18 protein-coding genes and 1 pseudogene are annotated in these 18,366 nt (G+C 70.2%); 17 read left to right on the forward strand and 2 right to left on the reverse strand.

Features of this window, described 5'->3' with window-relative positions:
• Positions 1-152: 152 nt before the first annotated feature.
• From OG440_RS30120 to OG440_RS30130, 3 genes are all read left to right on the forward strand, one after another.
• The gene (locus tag OG440_RS30120) at positions 153-1,850 is read left to right on the forward strand and encodes a site-2 protease family protein (RefSeq protein ID WP_406009916.1); all 1,698 of its coding nucleotides are present in this window, start codon (positions 153-155) and stop codon (positions 1,848-1,850) included.
• A 52-nt stretch (positions 1,851-1,902) separates the two neighbouring features.
• On the forward strand, positions 1,903-2,805 hold the full coding sequence (locus OG440_RS30125; RefSeq protein ID WP_046261810.1) for a tRNA (adenine-N1)-methyltransferase: 903 nt from the start codon (positions 1,903-1,905) through the stop codon (positions 2,803-2,805).
• Between the two features lie 330 nt (positions 2,806-3,135).
• A complete protein-coding gene (locus OG440_RS30130) occupies positions 3,136-3,714 on the forward strand; it encodes a hypothetical protein (protein ID WP_406009917.1) in 579 nt (192 codons plus the stop codon).
• Between the two features lie 57 nt (positions 3,715-3,771).
• Here the strand turns inward: OG440_RS30130 and OG440_RS30135 are convergent, their stop codons facing one another.
• Complete coding sequence (locus tag OG440_RS30135; protein WP_406009918.1) at positions 3,772-4,077, reverse strand: ferredoxin; 306 nt, start codon at positions 4,075-4,077, stop codon at positions 3,772-3,774.
• A gap of 243 nt (positions 4,078-4,320) precedes the next feature.
• On the opposite strand from OG440_RS30135, the gene arc reads away from it, so the two are divergent.
• From arc to prcA, 6 genes and pseudogenes are all read left to right on the forward strand, one after another.
• Positions 4,321-6,087: a proteasome ATPase gene (arc, locus tag OG440_RS30140; RefSeq protein ID WP_307162362.1), complete on the forward strand. Its 1,767-nt coding sequence runs from the start codon at positions 4,321-4,323 to the stop codon at positions 6,085-6,087.
• 234 nt (positions 6,088-6,321) lie between these two features.
• Positions 6,322-7,833 carry a depupylase/deamidase Dop gene (dop, locus tag OG440_RS30145; protein ID WP_406009919.1) on the forward strand — a complete coding sequence of 504 codons (1,512 nt, stop codon included), beginning with the start codon at positions 6,322-6,324 and terminating at the stop codon, positions 7,831-7,833.
• Between the two features lie 188 nt (positions 7,834-8,021).
• Positions 8,022-8,240, forward strand: a complete 219-nt coding sequence (locus OG440_RS30150) for a ubiquitin-like protein Pup (protein WP_020128324.1) — start codon at positions 8,022-8,024, stop codon at positions 8,238-8,240.
• A gap of 146 nt (positions 8,241-8,386) precedes the next feature.
• Positions 8,387-8,566 (forward strand): annotated as a pseudogene (locus OG440_RS30155) (endonuclease domain-containing protein); the annotation flags it as partial.
• Positions 8,518-9,363, forward strand: coding sequence for a proteasome subunit beta (gene prcB, locus OG440_RS30160; RefSeq protein WP_406009920.1), 846 nt, complete (start codon positions 8,518-8,520; stop codon positions 9,361-9,363). The pseudogene OG440_RS30155 and the gene prcB, both read left to right, overlap by 49 nt.
• A 61-nt stretch (positions 9,364-9,424) precedes the next feature.
• Positions 9,425-10,162, forward strand: coding sequence for a proteasome subunit alpha (prcA, locus tag OG440_RS30165; protein WP_406009921.1), 738 nt, complete (start codon positions 9,425-9,427; stop codon positions 10,160-10,162).
• Between the two features lie 63 nt (positions 10,163-10,225).
• Here the strand turns inward: prcA and OG440_RS30170 are convergent, their stop codons facing one another.
• Entirely contained in the window at positions 10,226-11,242 is a 1,017-nt protein-coding gene (locus OG440_RS30170) for a LacI family DNA-binding transcriptional regulator (RefSeq protein ID WP_406009922.1), read from the reverse strand.
• Between the two features lie 120 nt (positions 11,243-11,362).
• Here OG440_RS30170 and OG440_RS30175 point away from each other — a divergent pair, with 120 nt between their 5' ends.
• From OG440_RS30175 to OG440_RS30210, 8 genes are all read left to right on the forward strand, one after another.
• Positions 11,363-12,622, forward strand: coding sequence for an MFS transporter (locus OG440_RS30175; protein ID WP_406009923.1), 1,260 nt, complete (start codon positions 11,363-11,365; stop codon positions 12,620-12,622).
• 9 nt (positions 12,623-12,631) lie between these two features.
• Positions 12,632-13,993, forward strand: a complete 1,362-nt coding sequence (pafA, locus tag OG440_RS30180) for a Pup--protein ligase (RefSeq protein WP_057607036.1) — start codon at positions 12,632-12,634, stop codon at positions 13,991-13,993.
• A gap of 135 nt (positions 13,994-14,128) precedes the next feature.
• On the forward strand, positions 14,129-15,124 hold the full coding sequence (locus OG440_RS30185) for an FKBP-type peptidyl-prolyl cis-trans isomerase (RefSeq protein WP_406009924.1): 996 nt from the start codon (positions 14,129-14,131) through the stop codon (positions 15,122-15,124).
• 62 nt (positions 15,125-15,186) lie between these two features.
• Entirely contained in the window at positions 15,187-15,558 is a 372-nt protein-coding gene (locus tag OG440_RS30190; protein WP_351762493.1) for an FKBP-type peptidyl-prolyl cis-trans isomerase, read from the forward strand.
• A 130-nt stretch (positions 15,559-15,688) separates the two neighbouring features.
• Complete coding sequence (locus OG440_RS30195) at positions 15,689-16,666, forward strand: helix-turn-helix transcriptional regulator (protein WP_406009925.1); 978 nt, start codon at positions 15,689-15,691, stop codon at positions 16,664-16,666.
• Positions 16,667-16,684: 18 nt separating this feature from the next.
• Positions 16,685-17,764: a helix-turn-helix transcriptional regulator gene (locus tag OG440_RS30200; protein WP_406009926.1), complete on the forward strand. Its 1,080-nt coding sequence runs from the start codon at positions 16,685-16,687 to the stop codon at positions 17,762-17,764.
• On the forward strand, positions 17,761-18,051 hold the full coding sequence (locus OG440_RS30205; RefSeq protein ID WP_406009927.1) for a hypothetical protein: 291 nt from the start codon (positions 17,761-17,763) through the stop codon (positions 18,049-18,051). The genes OG440_RS30200 and OG440_RS30205 overlap by 4 nt, the downstream gene beginning before the upstream one ends.
• Before the next feature lie 20 nt (positions 18,052-18,071).
• On the forward strand, positions 18,072-18,266 hold the full coding sequence (locus OG440_RS30210; protein ID WP_406009928.1) for a hypothetical protein: 195 nt from the start codon (positions 18,072-18,074) through the stop codon (positions 18,264-18,266).
• The last annotated feature ends 100 nt before the right edge of the window (positions 18,267-18,366 follow it).

The raw sequence follows: 18,366 nt of genomic DNA on the forward strand, positions 1-18,366 counted from the left end.
CCCAGCCCGCGCACCCGGCTCCTCCCGAACAGCGGCGACGACCGGGGAAACACGGGGGGTGCCGGGGCGGAACACGTCACGACCGCCGCATACCATCGGTCCGAGACCCTCCCGCCCTGCACGAGCGGGAGACGCTTCGACGAGGGGACACCGTGGTGGAAAGCGGCGGGACCGGGCGGCCGCGGCCGGACAGCGAAGAGTCGGCCGAGCACCCCGCGACACCTGCGTCTCCGGCCACCGACCTCGCGCACACCCCGGACCCGGGCACCCCCGGCCCGGCCGAGCCCGACGCCGAACCGGCGCCGCCCACCTCCGAGACACGAGAGCCGAACGAACCCGCGCCCGCCGAACCCGCGCCCGCCGACGGTGGCGACGCCCCCGAGAAGCCCGCGGCACCCGGCGACGACCACCGCGCGGCCGGTACGCACGCGGACGGCAAGGGCGAGCCCGGGGCCGAGAGGGAGCCCGGGGCCGAGAGGGAGCCCGGGGCCGAGAGGGAGCCCGGGGCCGAGGGGGAGACCGGGGCCGAGGGGGAGACCGGCGCCAAGACGGAGACCGGGGTCGACACCGGGGCCAGGACGGCCGAGGGCGGGCAACCGGAGACTCCCGCCGCCACTCCCGCCACTCCCGCCACTCCCGCCACTCCCACCCCCGCCCCGACCCTCACCAAAGGCCCCCCGCCCCAGCGCCCCCCGGAGCAGCCGCGCGGCGGCCTCCTCATGGGCCGCCCCTTCGGTGTCCCCGTCTACGTCGCGCCCAGCTGGTTCCTCGTAGCCGCTCTCATCACCTGGGTCTTCGGGAACCAGCTCGACCGCGTGCTCCCCGAACTCGGCGCCCTGCGCTACCTCGTCTCCCTCTTCTTCGCGGTCGCCTTCTACGCCTCGGTGCTCATCCACGAGCTGGCCCACACCATCGCCGCCCTGCGCTTCAAACTCCCGGTCCGCCGCATCCAGCTCCAGTTCTTCGGCGGCGTCTCCGAGATCGAGAAGGAGGCGGAGACCCCCGGCCGGGAGTTCTGGCTGGCCTTCGTCGGCCCGTTGCTCTCGCTGGTCCTCGCCGGCCTCTTCTACCTCGCCATGCAGCCCGTGGAGCCCGGCACCGTGCCCGGCGTCCTGCTGGCCGGCCTGATGATCTCCAACCTCATCGTGGCGATCTTCAACCTGCTGCCGGGTCTCCCGCTCGACGGCGGCCGCATGCTCCGCGCCGTCGTCTGGAAGCTCACCGGCAAGCCGATGAACGGCACCATCGCCGCCGCCTGGGTCGGCCGCGCGCTCGCCGTCTCGGTCCTGATCGGCCTGCCGCTGCTCACCCAGTCCGGCGCCCTCGGCTCCAGCGCCGAGGACAGCGTCGGCATGGACACCGTCACCGACGCCCTCCTCGCGGCCATCCTCGCCGCGATCATCTGGACCGGAGCCGGCAACAGCCTGCGCATGGCCCGCCTGCGCGAGCACCTCCCCGAACTGCGCGCCCGCACCCTCACCCGGCGTGCCGTCCCCGTCGAGACCCACACCCCCCTCTCCGAGGCCCTGCGCCGCGCCAACGACGCCGGCGCCCGCGCCCTCGTCGTCGTCGACGCCCACGGCGAACCGCTCTCCCTGGTCCGCGAGGCCGCCATCGTCGGGGTGCCCGAACACCGCCGCCCCTGGGTCGCCGTCAGCGGCCTCGCCCAGGACCTCACCGACGGCATGCGGGTCTCCGCCGAGCTGTCCGGCGAGGACCTCCTCGACGTCCTGCGCGCCACCCCCGCCACCGAGTACCTCGTGGTCGAGGAGACCGGCGAGATCTTCGGCGTCCTGTCCGCCGCCGACGTCGAGCGCGCCTTCGTCAAGGCCATGGCCAGGCCCTCCTAGCCGGCCTCTCCCCGTGGTCGGCGGCCCCGGCAAACCCCGGTAGGCTGTTCACATGTCCGAACCGACCGGTGCCGCCCGCAGGCGCGGGCCCTTCAAGGTCGGGGACCAGGTTCAGCTGACCGACCCCAAGGGCCGCCACTACACGTTCACGCTCGAGGCCGGGAAGAACTTCCACACCCACAAGGGTTCCTTCCCGCACGACGAACTGATCGGTGCTCCCGAGGGCAGCGTTGTCCGCACCACCGGGAACGTCGCCTACCTCGCGCTGCGCCCCCTGCTCCCCGACTACGTCCTCTCCATGCCCCGCGGGGCAGCCGTCGTCTACCCGAAGGACGCGGGGCAGATCCTCGCCTTCGCCGACATCTTCCCCGGCGCCCGCGTCGTCGAAGCCGGCGTCGGCTCCGGCTCGCTCAGCAGCTTCCTGCTGCGCGCCATCGGCGACCAGGGCATGCTGCACAGCTACGAGCGCCGCGAGGACTTCGCCGAGATCGCCCAGCAGAACGTGGAGCGCTACTTCGGCGGTCCGCACCCCGCCTGGCAGCTCACCGTCGGCGACCTCCAGGACAACCTGTCCGACACCGACGTCGACCGCGTCATCCTCGACATGCTCGCCCCCTGGGAGTGCCTGGAGGCCGTCTCCAAGGCCCTCGTGCCCGGCGGCATCCTGTGCTGCTACGTGGCCACCACCACCCAGCTCGCCCGCACCGTCGAGTCCATCCGCGAGATCGGCTCCTTCAACGAGCCGACCTCCTGGGAGTCGATGATCCGCAACTGGCACGTGGAGGGCCTGGCGGTCCGCCCGGACCACCGGATGATCGGTCACACCGGCTTCCTGCTCACCGCCCGTCGCCTCGCCGACGGCGTCGAGCCGCCCATGCGCCGCCGCCGCCCCGCCAAGGGCGCCTACGGCGAGGACTACACCGGCCCCAACGCCGACGGAGGCAGCGGCCGCTGACGCCGCCCCAGCACAGCGCTCACGACAAGGCGCCGTGACCGGTTCCCGGACTCACCGGAACTCGGCCACGGCGCCCTGTCGTTGGCGCCGACGGACACCGGTCCGCCACCGGACCCGGCACCGTTCGGACACCGGTCCGGCACGGCTCGGCACGGCTCGGCACCGGAGGGCGACGCGGCCGACAGCCAAGCCGGGGTCCGGGCCGCGATCCGGGGCCGGCATCCACGTCCGATATCCCGTACCCCGGCGTTCCCCCACCCTGTGACGTGTGGCACGATGCTGGCCAATCCCCCCGCCCCACCGGCACAGCCACCACAGGAGACACTGCCAGTGCAGCAATCCGCCCTCCCGGAACTGGCACACACCCACACCCGGCCCATCCACTGGGTCGCGACCGCCGCCGCCCTCGCCGGCGTCGTCGCCCTCTCCTCGCTTCTGCAGCCCAAACCCGCCACAGCCGCCCAGGCCGCGGGACCGGAAGCCGAGCCCGCCCCCGTCTCCACCGCGGCCCCCGCCACCACCGGCGTCGACTTCCCCCTCGAATGCGGTCCCGTACAGGCCCTCGTGGTCAAGAAGGCCAGCGGCGACCTCGACGGCGACGGCGCACCGGAGACCGTCGCCGTGGTCCACTGCGACGCCCCCATGGGAACCCCGCCCGACGGCGTCTACGTCCTCACCCAGGGCGCGGACGGCGCGCACGCGCGCGTGGTGGCGACCCTCGTCGACCCCAAGGCCCGCAACACCGTCACGAGCCTCTCCGTCGGCCACGGAGCCGTCCTCGCCACTCTCCTCGGCTACTCCACGGCCGACATACCCAGTTGCTGCCCCGATGTGACGGACAGCGCCAAGTGGCAGTGGCGGGACGACAGATTCATCCGCTCGACCCCCGCGGGCGCACACAGCGTCTGAGCCCGGCCGCCTGCCCTGTGAGAAATCAGACAGGCGTCACATTCCGCGTCCGGGAACTCACTCCGCGTCGGGACCGTAGACCTCGACGCTGTCCGAAACGCGACGCACATGGATGCAGTCGCCCGGACACTCCCGCGCCGAGTCCACCACGTCGGTCAACAACGGCAACGGCACCGGGGTCGTGGCCCCCTTGGCCTGGAGCAGTTCGTCGTCGGCGCTCTTGACGTACGCCAGACCGTCGATGTCCAGCTCGAACACCTCGGGCGCGTACTGGGCGCAGATCCCGTCGCCGGTACAGAGATCCTGGTCGATCCAGACCTCCAGCTCCTCGGTGCCGACTCCGGCCTCCTGCTGCACGCCCATATCTCCTGCCGTTTACTGTCGAGCCGCAAGGGAACGATGCAGGCTCTGACGGGTGTTGAACACTTCGACCCTACCCTCGGCGGCTTCCGGAGTGTGTTCGGTGGGTATTCCCCTGGCGTGAGGGAGAGCGCAAGGGTGAAGATCGGACACACCTCGACAGTCTTTGTGATCTAGGGGTTTCAATCGACACCCGCCCAGGTAGGGTCTGGAAGCGTCCAGCTCCCCTTGGAGGAGGTGAGGACCGTGGCAGCCCACGACGACGACATGAACCGCGGCATCCGCCCGGGACGAGGGTCCGACGACCCGTCCGGGCAGATTGCCTACCTTGAGCAGGAGATCGCCGTCCTGCGACGCAAGCTCGCCGACTCTCCGCGGCACACGAGGATTCTCGAAGAGCGGATCGTCGAACTACAGACAAACCTGGCCGGCGTGTCCGCCCAGAACGAGCGACTCGCGAACACCCTCCGTGAGGCCCGCGACCAGATCGTGGCCCTCAAGGAGGAAGTCGACCGGCTCGCCCAGCCGCCGGCCGGCTTCGGTGTCTTCCTCGCGGCGAACGAGGACGGCACGGCCGACATCTTCACCGGGGGCCGCAAACTCCGGGTGAACGTCAGCCCCAGCGTCGAGCTCGAAGAGCTCCGGCGCGGCCAGGAAGTAATGCTCAACGAAGCGCTCAACGTGGTCGAGGCCATGGAGTACGAGAGCGTCGGCGACATCGTCACCCTCAAGGAGATCCTCGAGGACGGCGTGCGCGCCCTCGTGCAGGGGCACACCGACGAGGAACGGGTGGTCAGGCTCGCCGAGCCGCTGCTCGACGTCGTCATCCGCCCCGGCGACGCCCTGCTGCTCGAGCCCCGCTCCGGCTACGTCTACGAGGTCGTTCCCAAGAGCGAGGTCGAGGAACTCGTCCTCGAAGAGGTCCCCGACATCGGCTACGAGCAGATCGGCGGCCTCGGCGGACAGATCGAGATGATCCGCGACGCGGTGGAGCTCCCGTATCTGTACCCCGACCTCTTCAAGGAGCACGAGCTGCGGCCGCCCAAGGGCGTCCTGCTCTACGGACCGCCCGGATGCGGCAAGACGCTCATCGCCAAGGCCGTCGCCAACTCGCTGGCCAAGAAGGTCGCCGAGGTCACCGGCCAGGCCACCGGCAAGAGCTTCTTCCTCAACATCAAGGGCCCGGAGCTCCTCAACAAGTACGTCGGCGAGACCGAGCGGCAGATCCGCCTCGTCTTCCAGCGTGCGAGGGAGAAGGCCTCCGAGGGCACTCCCGTCATCGTCTTCTTCGACGAGATGGAATCCCTCTTCCGCACCCGTGGCTCCGGCGTCAGCTCCGACGTGGAGAACACCATCGTCCCGCAGCTCCTCGCCGAGATCGACGGCGTCGAGGGCCTGCAGAACGTGGTCGTCATCGGTGCCTCCAACCGCGAGGACATGATCGACCCGGCCATCCTGCGCCCCGGCCGTCTCGACGTGAAGATCAAGATCGAGCGCCCGGACGCCGAAGCGGCCAAGGACATCTTCCAGAAGTACCTCACCGAACGCCTCCCCCTGCACTCCGAGGACGTGGGCGAACACGGCGGCGACAGGACCATCACCGTCCAGAGCATGATCCAGACGGCCGTGGAACACATGTACGCCGAATCCGAGGAAAACCGCTTCCTGGAAGTCACCTACGCCAACGGCGACAAGGAAGTCCTGTACTTCAAGGACTTCAACTCCGGCGCGATGATCGAGAACATCGTCGGCCGAGCGAAGAAGATGGCCATCAAGGACTTCCTCGACCACAACCAGAAGGGCCTTCGGGTCTCCCACCTCCTCCAGGCGTGCGTGGACGAGTTCAAGGAGAACGAGGACCTGCCCAACACCACCAACCCCGACGACTGGGCCCGGATCTCCGGAAAGAAGGGCGAACGGATCGTGTACATCCGTACCCTCATCACCGGAAAGCAGGGCGCGGACACCGGACGCTCCATCGACACGGTGGCGAACACCGGACAGTACCTGTAAGAACAGGGCGGCTGCGGGTGCCCACCACGGGGTACCCGCAGCCGACTGCTTTTCGGGCCACGGCTGGAGCAAGGCAATGACGCAAATGATCTCCCCACCAGCGCGGAGGCGTTCTAGGCTCTTCCGTACCGCCGGGTCGCGCAGTGCGGGGACGGGCACCGCACACGCGCCGGAGCACCACCGGTATCTGAGCGGCGCCCACGACCGAGGGCGCCGCCGGGCAAGGAGGGCCGCATGACCGTACGGCGAGTAATGGGCATCGAGACGGAGTACGGCATCTCCGTCCCCGGCCACCCCAACGCCAATGCCATGCTCACCTCGTCCCAGATCGTCAACGCCTACGCGGCGGCGATGCACAGGGCCCGCCGGGCCCGCTGGGACTTCGAGGAGGAGAACCCGCTGCGGGACGCGCGCGGTTTCGACCTCGCCCGCGAGGTCGCCGACTCCAGCCAGCTCACCGACGAGGACATCGGCCTCGCCAACGTCATCCTCACCAACGGCGCACGCCTCTATGTCGACCACGCGCACCCCGAGTACAGCGCGCCGGAGGTCACCAATCCCCGCGACGCCGTCCTGTGGGACAAGGCCGGCGAGCGGATCATGGCCGAGGCCGCCGAGCGGGCCGCCGCGCTGCCCGGCGCGCAGCCGATCCACCTCTACAAGAACAACACCGACAACAAGGGCGCCTCCTACGGCACGCACGAGAACTACCTGATGAAGCGGGAGACCGCCTTCTCGGACATCGTGCGCCACCTGACGCCCTTCTTCGTCTCGCGCCAGGTGGTCACCGGCGCCGGGCGCGTCGGAATCGGTCAGGACGGCCACGAGCACGGCTTCCAGCTCAGTCAGCGCGCCGACTACTTCGAGGTCGAGGTCGGCCTGGAGACGACGCTGAAGCGCCCGATCATCAACACGCGCGACGAGCCGCACGCCGACGCGGAGAAGTACCGCCGCCTCCATGTGATCATCGGCGACGCGAACCTCTCCGAGATCTCGACCTATCTGAAGCTGGGCACCACGGCACTCGTGCTGTCGATGATCGAGGACGGCTTCATCGCGGTGGACCTGGCGGTCGACCAGCCCGTCCGCACCCTGCACCAGGTCTCCCACGACCCGACGCTGAAGCGGCTGGTCACCCTGCGCAGCGGCCGCACGCTGACCGCGGTCCAGCTGCAGATGGAGTACTTCGAGCTGTCGCGCAAGTACGTGGAGGAGCGGTTCGGCTCGGACGCCGACGATCAGACGAAGGACGTCCTCGCACGCTGGGAGGACACCCTGAACCGTCTGGAGAACGACCCGATGAGCCTCGCCGGCGAACTGGACTGGATCGCCAAGCGCGAGCTCATGGAGGGCTACCGGCGCCGTGACGGCCTCGACTGGGACGCCGCCCGCCTCCACCTCGTCGACCTGCAGTACGCCGACGTACGGGCCGACAAGGGCCTCTACAACCGCCTGGCGGCCCGCGGCCGCATGAAGCGCCTGCTGGACGAGACCGAGGTCGAGCGGGCGGTCACGAAGCCCCCGGAGGACACCCGCGCGTACTTCCGCGGCCGCTGCCTGGAGCAGTACGCCGACGACGTCGCCGCCGCCTCCTGGGACTCGGTGATCTTCGATCTGCCGGGCCGGGATTCGCTCCAGCGCGTCCCAACCCTCGAACCTCTTCGCGGAACGCGAAATCACGTCAAGGAGCTCCTGGACCGCTGCCGCACGGCAGAAGACCTGGTCAAGGTCCTCTCGGGCCACTGAACGACCACCCGGACGCGACCTCCCGGGCGGGGTGGAAACCCTCCCGTCCGGGAATCATCGAGGTGGCCCCCGTACGTTGTGGCAACTGCGGGGCCGATGTCGGACCCGGCTTGTAGGGTCTGATCATCACCGATCGGCAGGAATGCCGACCTGTCGACCATGTCGGGCGAAAGAGCGGGGTGAGGGTTATGGCGACCAAGGACACCGGCGGCGGCCAGCAGAAGGCGACGCGCTCCACGGAGGAGGTCGAGGAGCAGGCGCCCGAGGCGCAGGCGTCGGAGGACCTCAAGGAGCGTCAGGAGAAGCTGAGCGACGACGTGGACTCGGTTCTGGACGAGATCGACGATGTCCTCGAGGAGAACGCCGAGGACTTCGTTCGAAGCTTCGTTCAGAAGGGTGGCGAGTAGCCTTCGATCTGAAGGCGTCGGGGGAGTTCGGGTTGGGAAGCGAAGAAGTTGTGCAGCGCTGCGCGCGGTCTGACGAGCAGGCCGCGCGCAGCCTCCGCCCGCGGACGGCCACCCCCTGACGCCTTGCGTCGGCGGCGTCGGCCACGCAGGTTGATCACCGTCGTCCGGCGGGTAGGGTCCGTGGCATACCGAGCTTCAACTGCAATTCCGGCCTCGGCCTGTTGAGGGATGACCCCGCAGCCGGGTACCGAGCAGCCGTATATCTGGAAGGAAACGCGTGGAAGCCAACACTCGTAGCACCGGGCGTCTACCGGCTGCCTTCCTGACGCCCGGGTCCTCGTCCTTCATGGACTTTCTCTCCGACCACCAGCCGGAGCTGCTGCCCGGCAAGCGGCAGCTGCCCCCGACGCAGGGTGTGATCGAGGCGCCGCACGGCACGACGATCGTCGCCGTGACGTTCCCCGGTGGTGTCGTGCTCGCCGGTGACCGTCGCGCCACGATGGGCAACGTCATCGCGCAGCGGGACATCGAGAAGGTCTTCCCGGCTGACGAGTACTCGGCCGTCGGAATCGCCGGCACCGCCGGTCTGGCCGTCGAGATGGTGAAACTGTTCCAGCTGGAGCTGGAGCACTTCGAGAAGGTCGAGGGGGCGCAGCTCTCGCTCGAGGGCAAGGCGAACCGGCTGTCGACCATGATCCGTTCCAACCTCGGCATGGCCATGCAGGGGCTGGCGGTCGTGCCCCTCTTCGCCGGGTTCGACGTGGACCGGGACCGGGGCCGGATCTTCTCCTACGACGTCACGGGCGGTCGCTCCGAGGAGCACAACTACGCCGCCACCGGCTCCGGCTCGATCTTCGCGCGCGGGGCGATGAAGAAGCTCTTCCACAAGGACCTGACCGAGGACGAGGCCACGACTCTCGTGGTCCAGGCCCTCTACGACGCGGCGGACGACGACTCGGCGACCGGTGGTCCCGATGTCGCGCGCCGGATCTACCCCATCGTCACCGTGATCACCGAGGACGGCTTCCGCCGGCTCACCGATGAGGAGTCGTCGGAGATCGCCCGCTCGATCCTGGCGCGTCGCCTGGAACAGCCGGACGGCCCGCGCGCCGCCCTGCTGTAGCGGCGGCCCCGTTCTCATCCCAGGCGATCCAGTGACTTCGACAGAAAGGGACGGATAACCGGTGTCGACTCCGTTCTATGTCTCACCCCAGCAGGCGATGGCCGACCGTGCCGAGTACGCGCGCAAGGGCATCGCGCGCGGCCGCAGCCTCGTCGTGATCCAGTACGCCGACGGCATCGTGTTCGTCGGTGAGAATCCGTCCCGTGCGCTGCACAAGTTCAGCGAGATCTACGACCGGATCGGCTTCGCGGCCGCCGGCAAGTACAACGAGTACGAGAACCTGCGGATCGGTGGCGTGCGGTACGCCGACCTGCGTGGTTACACCTATGACCGTGACGACGTGACCGCCCGTGGTCTGGCCAACGTGTACGCCCAGACGCTGGGCACGATCTTCTCCTCGGCGGGCGAGAAGCCCTACGAGGTGGAGCTGGTGGTGGCCGAGGTGGGCGCCACGCCGGACGGGGACCAGATCTACCGGTTGCCGCACGACGGTTCGATCGTGGACGAGCACGGCTCGGTGGCGGTCGGCGGCAACGCCGAGCAGATCAGCAGTTACCTGGATCAGCGTCACCAGGAGGGCATGAGTCTGGCCGAGGCGCTGAAGCTGGCGGTGCAGGCCCTGTCGCGCGACACCAACGGCACGGAGCGGGAGATTCCCGCCGAGCGCCTGGAGGTGGCGGTGCTGGACCGTACCCGGCCGCAGTCGCGCAAGTTCAAGCGGATCGTGGGCCGTCAGCTGGGCCGGCTGCTGGAGACGGACGGCGCGTCCACCGAGGCGGAGAGCTCCGAGGAGGAGTAGCGCCGTCCGTGTTTCACCCTCTTGTGCGCCCCGGTCGATGATTCGGCCGGGGCGCAGGGCGTCTCAGGAGGCGCTCGGTGGCGCCGTGGAGGCCCGGACGACCAGTTCGACGGGGATGTCCCCGCCGTCCGGCGTGCGGCCCTCCAGGACGGCCAGGAGGGCCCGCATGCCCCGTTCGCCGAACAGCTCGGCGTCCAGCCGTACGGTCGTCAGCTCGGGGTCGAGGGCGGTGGCCAGGGCGAGGTCGTCCAGGCCGGTGACGGACATGTCGTCGGGGACGCGCAGACCGAGGCGCCGCAGGGCCTTGTAGACGCCCGCCGCGAGCTTGTCGTCGTCGCAGACGACGGCGGTGGGGCGGGGCCCCGGGACGCTCAGCGCCGCCTCGGCGGCGGCCAGGGCGCCGTCGATGGAGATGGGGGCGGGGGCGGTGCGCAGGGACGTCCCCGCCGTCGCCCCGAGCCGGGCGGCGAGTTCCCGCGCGCGCACCTCGAAGGTCCAGGACGGGATATCGGCCGCGAGGTGCAGGAAGCGGCGGTGGCCGAGGCCGAGCAGGTGGTCGGCGACCTGGCGGACGCCGTCGGCGATGTCGAGGTTGACCGTGGCGGCGCCGAGGCTGCCGCGGGGGTCGCTGTCCAGCATCACCAGGGGGAGTTGGTCGCCGCGGATGGCGGTCAGCGCGTCGGCGGCCATGGAGGAGGCGAGGACGCCGTCCAGCGCGGCCTGGGCGGAGGCGAACGGGTCACGGGCGGGGCCGACGCCCTCGGGGGAGGGGTACAGGACCACGCCGAAGCCGTGCTCGGCCGCGACGCGCGCCGCCCCGGTGTACACGCCGGCGAAGAACTCCGTGGTGAGCGCGGGGACGACGAGTAGGACCGTACGGGTGCGGCCGAGGCGGAGGTTGCGGGCGGCGAGGTTGGGCCGGTAGCCGAGGTCGCGGGCCGCCTCCCGTACGCGTTCCGCGGTGGTCTCGGAGACGCGGCCGCGCCACTTGTCGCCGAGTACGAGGGAGACGGCCGCCTGGGAGACCCCTGCGGCCTGGGCGACGTCACGGCTCGTCGGGCGCGTGCTACCTCGTGCCACCGTGGGCCTGCTCCTTCGTCTGGACTGGCGAACAGCGCACATGGTACGTATGACGAGAGACGTTATACGTAAAACCTACGAGGTGGCCCATCGCCTCGGGTGAGCCGACGGAGGCGGGACATGGCCGCGGGGTACCTGGAGATCCTCAGGGCGAAACACGCCGCCCGGTTGCTGACCGGCACGCTCGTCGGCCGGCTGCCCAACGCCACGGCGGCCATCGCGATCGTGCTGTTCGTGCGCGCGCAGGGCGGCACGTACAGCCTCGCCGGCGCGCTGGCGGCCGTGTACGGCGTCGCCAACGCCGTCGGGCAGCCGCTCCTGGGCCGGCTGGTCGACCTGCGCGGGCAGCCGCGGGTCCAGCTGCCCGCGGCGCTCGCCTCGGCCCTCGCCATGGCGGCCTTCGCCTTCGTGGGCACCGACCCGCCGGCGCTCGCCTACCTGGCGGTGGCGGCCGCCGGACTCTTCACGCCGCCCCTGGAGGGCGGGCTGCGGGCGCTGTGGCCGGCGGTGCTCCGCCGCGAGGACCAGGTGCACACCGCGTACGCGATGGACGCGGTGGCGCAGGAGGTGATGTTCACCGTCGGACCGCTGCTGGTGACCCTGTGCGTGTCGCTCTGGTCGGCGCAGGGGGCCCTGCTGGCGCTGAACGCGGTCGGGGTGCTGGGCGCGCTGTCGGTGGTCGTGTCGCCGCCCTCGCGCGCGTGGCGCTCGGCCCCCCGCGAGGCGCACTGGCTGGGCGCGCTGCGGTCGCCGGGTCTGCTGGCGCTGCTCGGCGCGTTCCTGTTCATCGGTCTCGCGCTCGGGTCCATCACGGTGGCGTCCGTGCCGTACGCGGACGACCACGGCGGCGACGCGGTGTACGGCTGGCTGATGGCGGCGCTGGGCCTCGGCGCGCTGCTCGGTGGCGTGGTGTACGGGGCGCGGCAGTGGGCGGGTGCCCCGGAGCGGCGACTGCGGGGCCTGGTGGCGCTTCTGGCGGTGTGTTACCTGCCGCTGACGCTGATGCCGGGCGCGGTGGCCATGGTGGCGCTGACGGCGCTCGCGGGCGTGTTCCTGGCGCCTGCCATCGCGTGCGCGTTCGTCATCGTGGACCGGCACGCGCCGCGCGGGACGGTCACGGAGGCGTTCTCCTGGCTGGTGACGACGTTCACCGTCGGCGCCTCGGTGGGAACGGGCCTCGCGGGTCCGGTCGTCGAGGCCGGCGGCGCGCAGTGGGGGTTCACGGTGCCGGCTGTCGCCGGTGCCGTGTCGCTGGTGGTTTTGCTGGCCACAGGGCGGGTAATGGCGGTTCCCGTCGGAAGTGGGGTCGTTGCGGCTTCATCGGAAAATGATCCAAACCGTGCTGCCGAACCCCGTTTCAGTTCAGGGGATCGGGCGTAATGTTCACTCATGGACCGCCGCATTTTCGGGCTGGAGAACGAGTACGGCGTCACATGTACGTTCAGGGGACAGCGCCGGCTGTCTCCCGACGAGGTGGCGCGGTACCTCTTCCGCCGTGTCGTGTCATGGGGCCGAAGCAGCAATGTCTTTCTGCGAAACGGCGCCCGCCTCTATCTCGACGTGGGATCGCATCCGGAATACGCGACACCGGAATGTGACAACGTGACCGAGTTGGTCACCCACGACAAGGCCGGCGAGCGCATTCTCGAAGGACTCCTGGTGGACGCGGAACGACGCCTGCACGAGGAAGGAATCGCGGGCGACGTCTACCTCTTCAAGAACAACACGGACTCGGCGGGCAACTCTTATGGTTGCCACGAGAACTACCTGGTGGCCCGGCACGGGGAGTTCTCCCGGCTCGCGGACATCCTGATCCCGTTCCTGGTGACCCGCCAGCTGCTGTGCGGCGCGGGCAAGGTGCTCCAGACGCCCCGTGGGGCGGTCTACTGCGTCAGTCAGCGGGCCGAGCACATCTGGGAGGGCGTCTCCTCCGCGACGACCCGCTCACGGCCCATCATCAACACGCGCGACGAGCCGCACGCGGACGCCGAGCGTTACCGCCGTCTGCACGTCATCGTCGGCGACTCCAACATGTCCGAGACGACCATGCTGCTGAAGGTCGGCGCGACCGACCTGGTGCTGCGCATGATCGAGGCGGGCACCGTCATGCGGGACCTGACGCTGGAGAACCCGATCCGGGCGATCCGCGAGGTCAGTCACGACATCACCGGCCGGCGCAAGGTGCGGCTGGCCAGCGGCCGGGAGGCCTCCGCGCTGGAGGTGCAGCGGGAGTACTACGAGAAGGCCGTGGACTTCGTCGAGCGCCGGGGTGTGCGTACCGGCACCGTGGACCAGGTCCTGGAGCTGTGGGGCCGCACGCTGGACGCGATCGAGGCCGAGGACCTCGACCGGATCGGCACCGAGATCGACTGGGTGATGAAGTACAAGCTCATCGAGCGGTACCGGGCCAAGCACAACATGACCATGTCGCATCCTCGGGTGGCGCAGATAGACCTCGCTTATCACGACATCCACCGTCGTCGTGGTCTGTACTACCTGTTGGAGCGAAAGGGCCAAGCGGCGCGGATCTGCAACGACTTGAAGATCTTCGAGGGCAAGTCGGTGCCGCCGCAGACCACCAGGGCGCGGTTGCGCGGCGACTTCATCCGCCGCGCGCAGGAGCAGCGCCGGGACTTCACGGTCGACTGGGTGCACCTGAAGCTCAACGACCAAGCGCAGCGCACCGTGTTGTGCAAGGACCCGTTCAGGTCGGTGGACGACCGGGTGGAGAAGCTGATCGCCGGAATGTGAGAGACGCGTTCCGCACCCGGTGCGGAACGCGACACGGGCGCCGTACGTTCCCGTACGGCGCCCTTCGCACGTCGACAAACGTCGCTAAGGTAGCGCGCACGCCATCAGAAGATCGACCGATTACGAGGCTTCATCGTGCGCCGACGCTCACTCATCCTTGCCGCCGTACCCGCGGGACTGGTCACTCTCGCCGCGTGCGGCGACGACAAGTCCGACTCGAGCAAGGCGAGCGACAGCGCGTCGTCCTCCGCCGGGGCCACGCCTCCACCGAAGATCGTCGACGGCCCGCTGCCGGCCATCACGGCGGGTGTGAAGTTCGACGAGAAGCCGACGGTCGCCAAGGGCACCGGTAAGCCCTCGGACCAGCTGGCGGTGAAGACGGTGATCGCGGGCAGCGGCAAGACCGTCGCGGAGAACGACTACATCCAGGCCAACTGCCTCGGCCAGATCTGGGACAGCGCGAAAGTCCTGCTCAACACCTACGACACCAAGAAGCCGCTGTTCACCCAGCTCGCGCAGGGCGGCACCATCGACGGCTGGCGCTACGCGCTGACGGGCAAGAAGACCGGCAGCCGGGTGCTCTTCTCGGTGCCGCCGACCTGGGCCTTCGGCAAGGACGGCGACACGGACACGGGGATCAAGGGCACCGACACGCTGGTGTTCGTCTTCGACATCCAGGACACGTTCAACGCGAAGAGCTCGGCCAAGGGCAAGGACGTGCCGCAGGACGACGCCGCCGTGCCGAAGGTGGGCACGAACACCGACGGCAAGGCGCCCTCGATCCAGATCCCCAAGTCGGACCCGCCGGCCAAACTGGTGTCGAACTACGTGATCGAGGGAGACGGCGCCAAGCTCGCGGCGGACGACACCGTGCTGGTGCAGTACAAGGGCGTCGTCTGGGACACGGGCAAGGAGTTCGACTCCACGTACAGCCGCAGCGCGCTGACCTCCTTCTCGCTCCAGCAGGTGGTGAAGGGCTGGGCGCAGGGTCTGACCGGCAAGAAGGTGGGCAGCCGGGTCGTCATCGTCGTTCCGCCGTCGCTGGGTTACGGCGACAGCCCGCCCAGTGGCAGCGGCATCGAGAAGGACTCCACGATGGTGTTCTCCGTGGACATCATCGCCAAGGTGTGAGGCCGGCGAAGGTGTAAGACTGTCCGTGTTGCCTTTCCGTGAGACATGCAGGAGCCAGTGACGTGAGCATTGACAAGCCCGAGATCGACTTCCCCGAAGGCGCGCCCCCGGCGGACCTCGAGATCAAGGACATCTGGGAGGGCGACGGCGAGGTGGCGCAGGCCGGCCACAACGTCAGCGTCCACTACGTCGGTGTCGCCTTCAGCACCGGTGAGGAGTTCGACGCCAGCTGGAACCGTGGGACGCCGTTCCGCTTCCCGCTCGGTGGCGGACGCGTCATCAAGGGCTGGGACCAGGGCGTGCAGGGCATGAAGGTCGGCGGCCGTCGCCAGCTGACCATCCCGGCCCACCTCGCCTACGGCGACCAGAGCCCCACTCCGGCGATCAAGCCCGGCGAGACGCTGATCTTCGTCGTGGACCTGCTCGGGGTCTGACCGTCGTACGACCAGTGTTGATCACCTGGGGTCCATGCCCGCCCGGGCATGGGCCCTCGGCTTTTGCCCGGGCGCCGCGGGGCGGTACGGTCGACGATCGTAAGCACCATAGGGGAGGCGAAGGGCGTCGATGGCCATTGCCAAGGCCGAGCGGCTGATGAACCTGGCGCTGTGTCTGCTCGGGACGCGCCGGCCGCTCAGCAAGCGTGAGCTGCGCGACTCCATCGAGGCGTATGTCGAGACCTTCCGGCCGGGCACCGGCGCGGCGGGGTCGGACGACTCCTTCAACCGGATGTTCGAGCGGGACAAGGACGACCTTCGCGAGCTGGGCCTGGTCATCGAGACCGTGGAGAGCCTGGACGGCGAGATCGGCTACCTCGCCCGCCGCGACAGCAACCGCCTGCCGCCCATCACCCTGGACGCCGAGGAGGCGGCGGCGCTGGGTCTGGCCGCCAAGGTGTGGCAGCAGGCCCGGCTGGCGGGCGCCGCGAGCGGCGCACTCCAGAAACTGCGCGCCGCGGGGCTCCCCGAGGACGTCGACCCGTACGAGGCGCATGGCGCCCTGGAGCCCCGGATCCCCGTGCACGAGGCCGCGTTCGAGCCGCTGATGCTGGCCTGCCGCGACCGCCGGCCCGTCATGTTCGACTACCGCAAGGCCACCGCCGCGCACCCGGAGCCCCGGCACGTCGAGCCGTGGGCGCTGGAGTGCTGGCGCGGTCACTGGTACCTGGCCGGATTCGACCGCGACCGGGGCGCCGAGCGCGTCTTCCGGCTCTCGCGGATCACCGGCAAGGTGCGCTCGCGCGGGGCGAGCTTCACCGCGCCGGTCCCCGACGTCGTCACCGTCCGTGAGACGGTCGCGAGCTGGGCGGGGGAGACCTCCGACCGCAGCGCGCTGATCCGGCTGCGCGCGGACGCCGGGTACCCCTTGCGGTCGAAGGCCACCGTGGTACGGGAACTCGGTGACGGCTGGGACGAGTTGGAGATTCCGTACGGGCACGGGCTGGACGCCTGGCTGGTGGAGTTCGGGCCGGACGTGGTCGTCCTCGAACCCGCCGAGCTGCGCGCGGATGTCGTGGACCGGCTACGCGCCGTGGCCAAGGGCTGAAGGGGAGCGAGCAACACAGTGGCAGGCAAACCGGTCAGGCCGACGAACGCCATCGACCAGACGCGGCGGATGCTCTCCCTGGTGACGTATCTCAGGGAGCGCCCCGGCGCGCGGATCGAGGACGTGGCGCGCGCGTTCGGGATCACCGAGGACGAGCTGGTCTCGGACCTCGACGTGCTGCCCATGTGCGGGACCAGCTTCCGCGGCGGCGATCTCCTCGACATCGACACCGACGGTGAGCGGATCTGGTGGCACAACCCGGCCGCGCTCGGCGCGGACGCCGCCGAACCGCTGCGGCTGGCCGCCGACGAGGCGACCGCGCTGCTGGTGGCGGCCCGGGCGGTGTCCACGCTGCCCGGCCTGCGCGAGGGCGACCGGCAGGCTCTGCTGCGGGCGACGGCCAAGGTGGAGGCGTCGGCCGGGGAGGCGGCGGGCGCGAGCGCGCGGCTGTCGGTGACGTTCGAGTCGGAGGGCGGGGTCTTCGCGGACGTCGACCGGGCGATCTCCGAGCGGCGGCGGCTGTGGATCCGCTACTACTCGCCCGCTCGCGACCAGGTCACCGAGCGCGAGATCGACCCCATCCGGCTGGTCAGCGTCGGGCACACGTACGTGGAGGCCTGGTGCCGCCGCTCGGAGGCGCGCCGCACCTTCCGTCTGGACCGGGTCGCCGAGATCAAGATCCTCGACGAGCCGTCCGCGCCGCCCGAGATCGAACTGCGGGACCTGTCGGAGGGGCTGGTGCAGCCGGCCGCCGAGGACCCGGAGGTCGTCGTCGAGGTCGGCCCGGGAGGCCGCTGGGTCGCCGAGTACTACCCGCACGACAGCGCCGATGAGCTTTCCGACGGCGGACTGCGTATCACTCTGCGCACGCCCGAACCCGCCTCGCTCAGGCGGCTGGCGCTGCGACTCGGCCGTGACGGCCGGATCGTCTCGCCGCCGGAGCTCGCCGACAGTGCCCGCCGGGCCGCCCGTGAGGCGCTCGCGGCGTACGACGGCATCGAGGCGGAGGGCGCGGCCGAGGGGCCGCGCGCGGTGCCCGGCGAGCAGCCGGGGCAGCGGGGCGCGGATCGGTTCGAGGGGCGGGAGCAGGGGCTGTGAGCGAGTCGACGGCGTCCGGTGTGCGGGGCATCTCGGTGGCCTCCGCGTTCGCCGGTATGCGCAGTGCGGGTCCGGTGCGCTTCCGGGCCGGGTGCCCCGACTGCCGGGGCGCCTTCGAGCTGGCCGCGAGCGCGCTGCGACTGGCGATCGGCGCGTCCGACCGGACCACCTTCTACTCCTTCACCTGCCCGGACTGCGGAGCAGCCGTGCGCAAGCCGGCCGGCGAGCGGATCGTCGAACTGCTCACCGGCGGCGGGGTCAGGACCCTGCGGCTGCACACCCCCTAGGACGGTCTAGGCTCGGCCCCATGTTCTGGCCGATGTTCGCGGTTGCCGTGGGTTTTGCAGGTCTCGCCGTTCTCGCGGTGTTCGCCGTGCGGGTCTTCCTGGAGGCTCGGCTGCTGGGACGGCAGGTCACGGAGTCCGCGCGCCGGATCGACCGGGCGGCCCAGGATCTGGAACGGGCCGCCGCGAGCGCGGCCCGTGCGGTGGACACCCTGTGACGACGGCTGTGGCGACCTTCGGGTAGCGCTGTGCGCGTCCTGTGAGTCCGGTGGGTAATGCGTTTTGCGCCACTTCGCCCTCCCGCCCCGGCGGGGCGGG

Source organism: Streptomyces sp. NBC_00637, assembly GCF_045161545.1.
Lineage (GTDB): Bacteria > Actinomycetota > Actinomycetes > Streptomycetales > Streptomycetaceae > Streptomyces.

Coding starts and splice junctions, on each gene's coding strand:
- OG440_RS30125 (WP_046261810.1), top strand. CDS start 1,903: ATGTCCGAACCGACCGGTGCCGCCCGCAGGCGCGGGCCCTTCAAGGTC.
- OG440_RS30135 (WP_406009918.1), bottom strand. CDS start 4,077: ATGGGCGTGCAGCAGGAGGCCGGAGTCGGCACCGAGGAGCTGGAGGTC.
- dop (WP_406009919.1), top strand. CDS start 6,322: ATGACCGTACGGCGAGTAATGGGCATCGAGACGGAGTACGGCATCTCC.
- OG440_RS30150 (WP_020128324.1), top strand. CDS start 8,022: ATGGCGACCAAGGACACCGGCGGCGGCCAGCAGAAGGCGACGCGCTCC.
- OG440_RS30175 (WP_406009923.1), top strand. CDS start 11,363: ATGGCCGCGGGGTACCTGGAGATCCTCAGGGCGAAACACGCCGCCCGG.
- pafA (WP_057607036.1), top strand. CDS start 12,632: ATGGACCGCCGCATTTTCGGGCTGGAGAACGAGTACGGCGTCACATGT.
- OG440_RS30195 (WP_406009925.1), top strand. CDS start 15,689: ATGGCCATTGCCAAGGCCGAGCGGCTGATGAACCTGGCGCTGTGTCTG.
- OG440_RS30210 (WP_406009928.1), top strand. CDS start 18,072: ATGTTCTGGCCGATGTTCGCGGTTGCCGTGGGTTTTGCAGGTCTCGCC.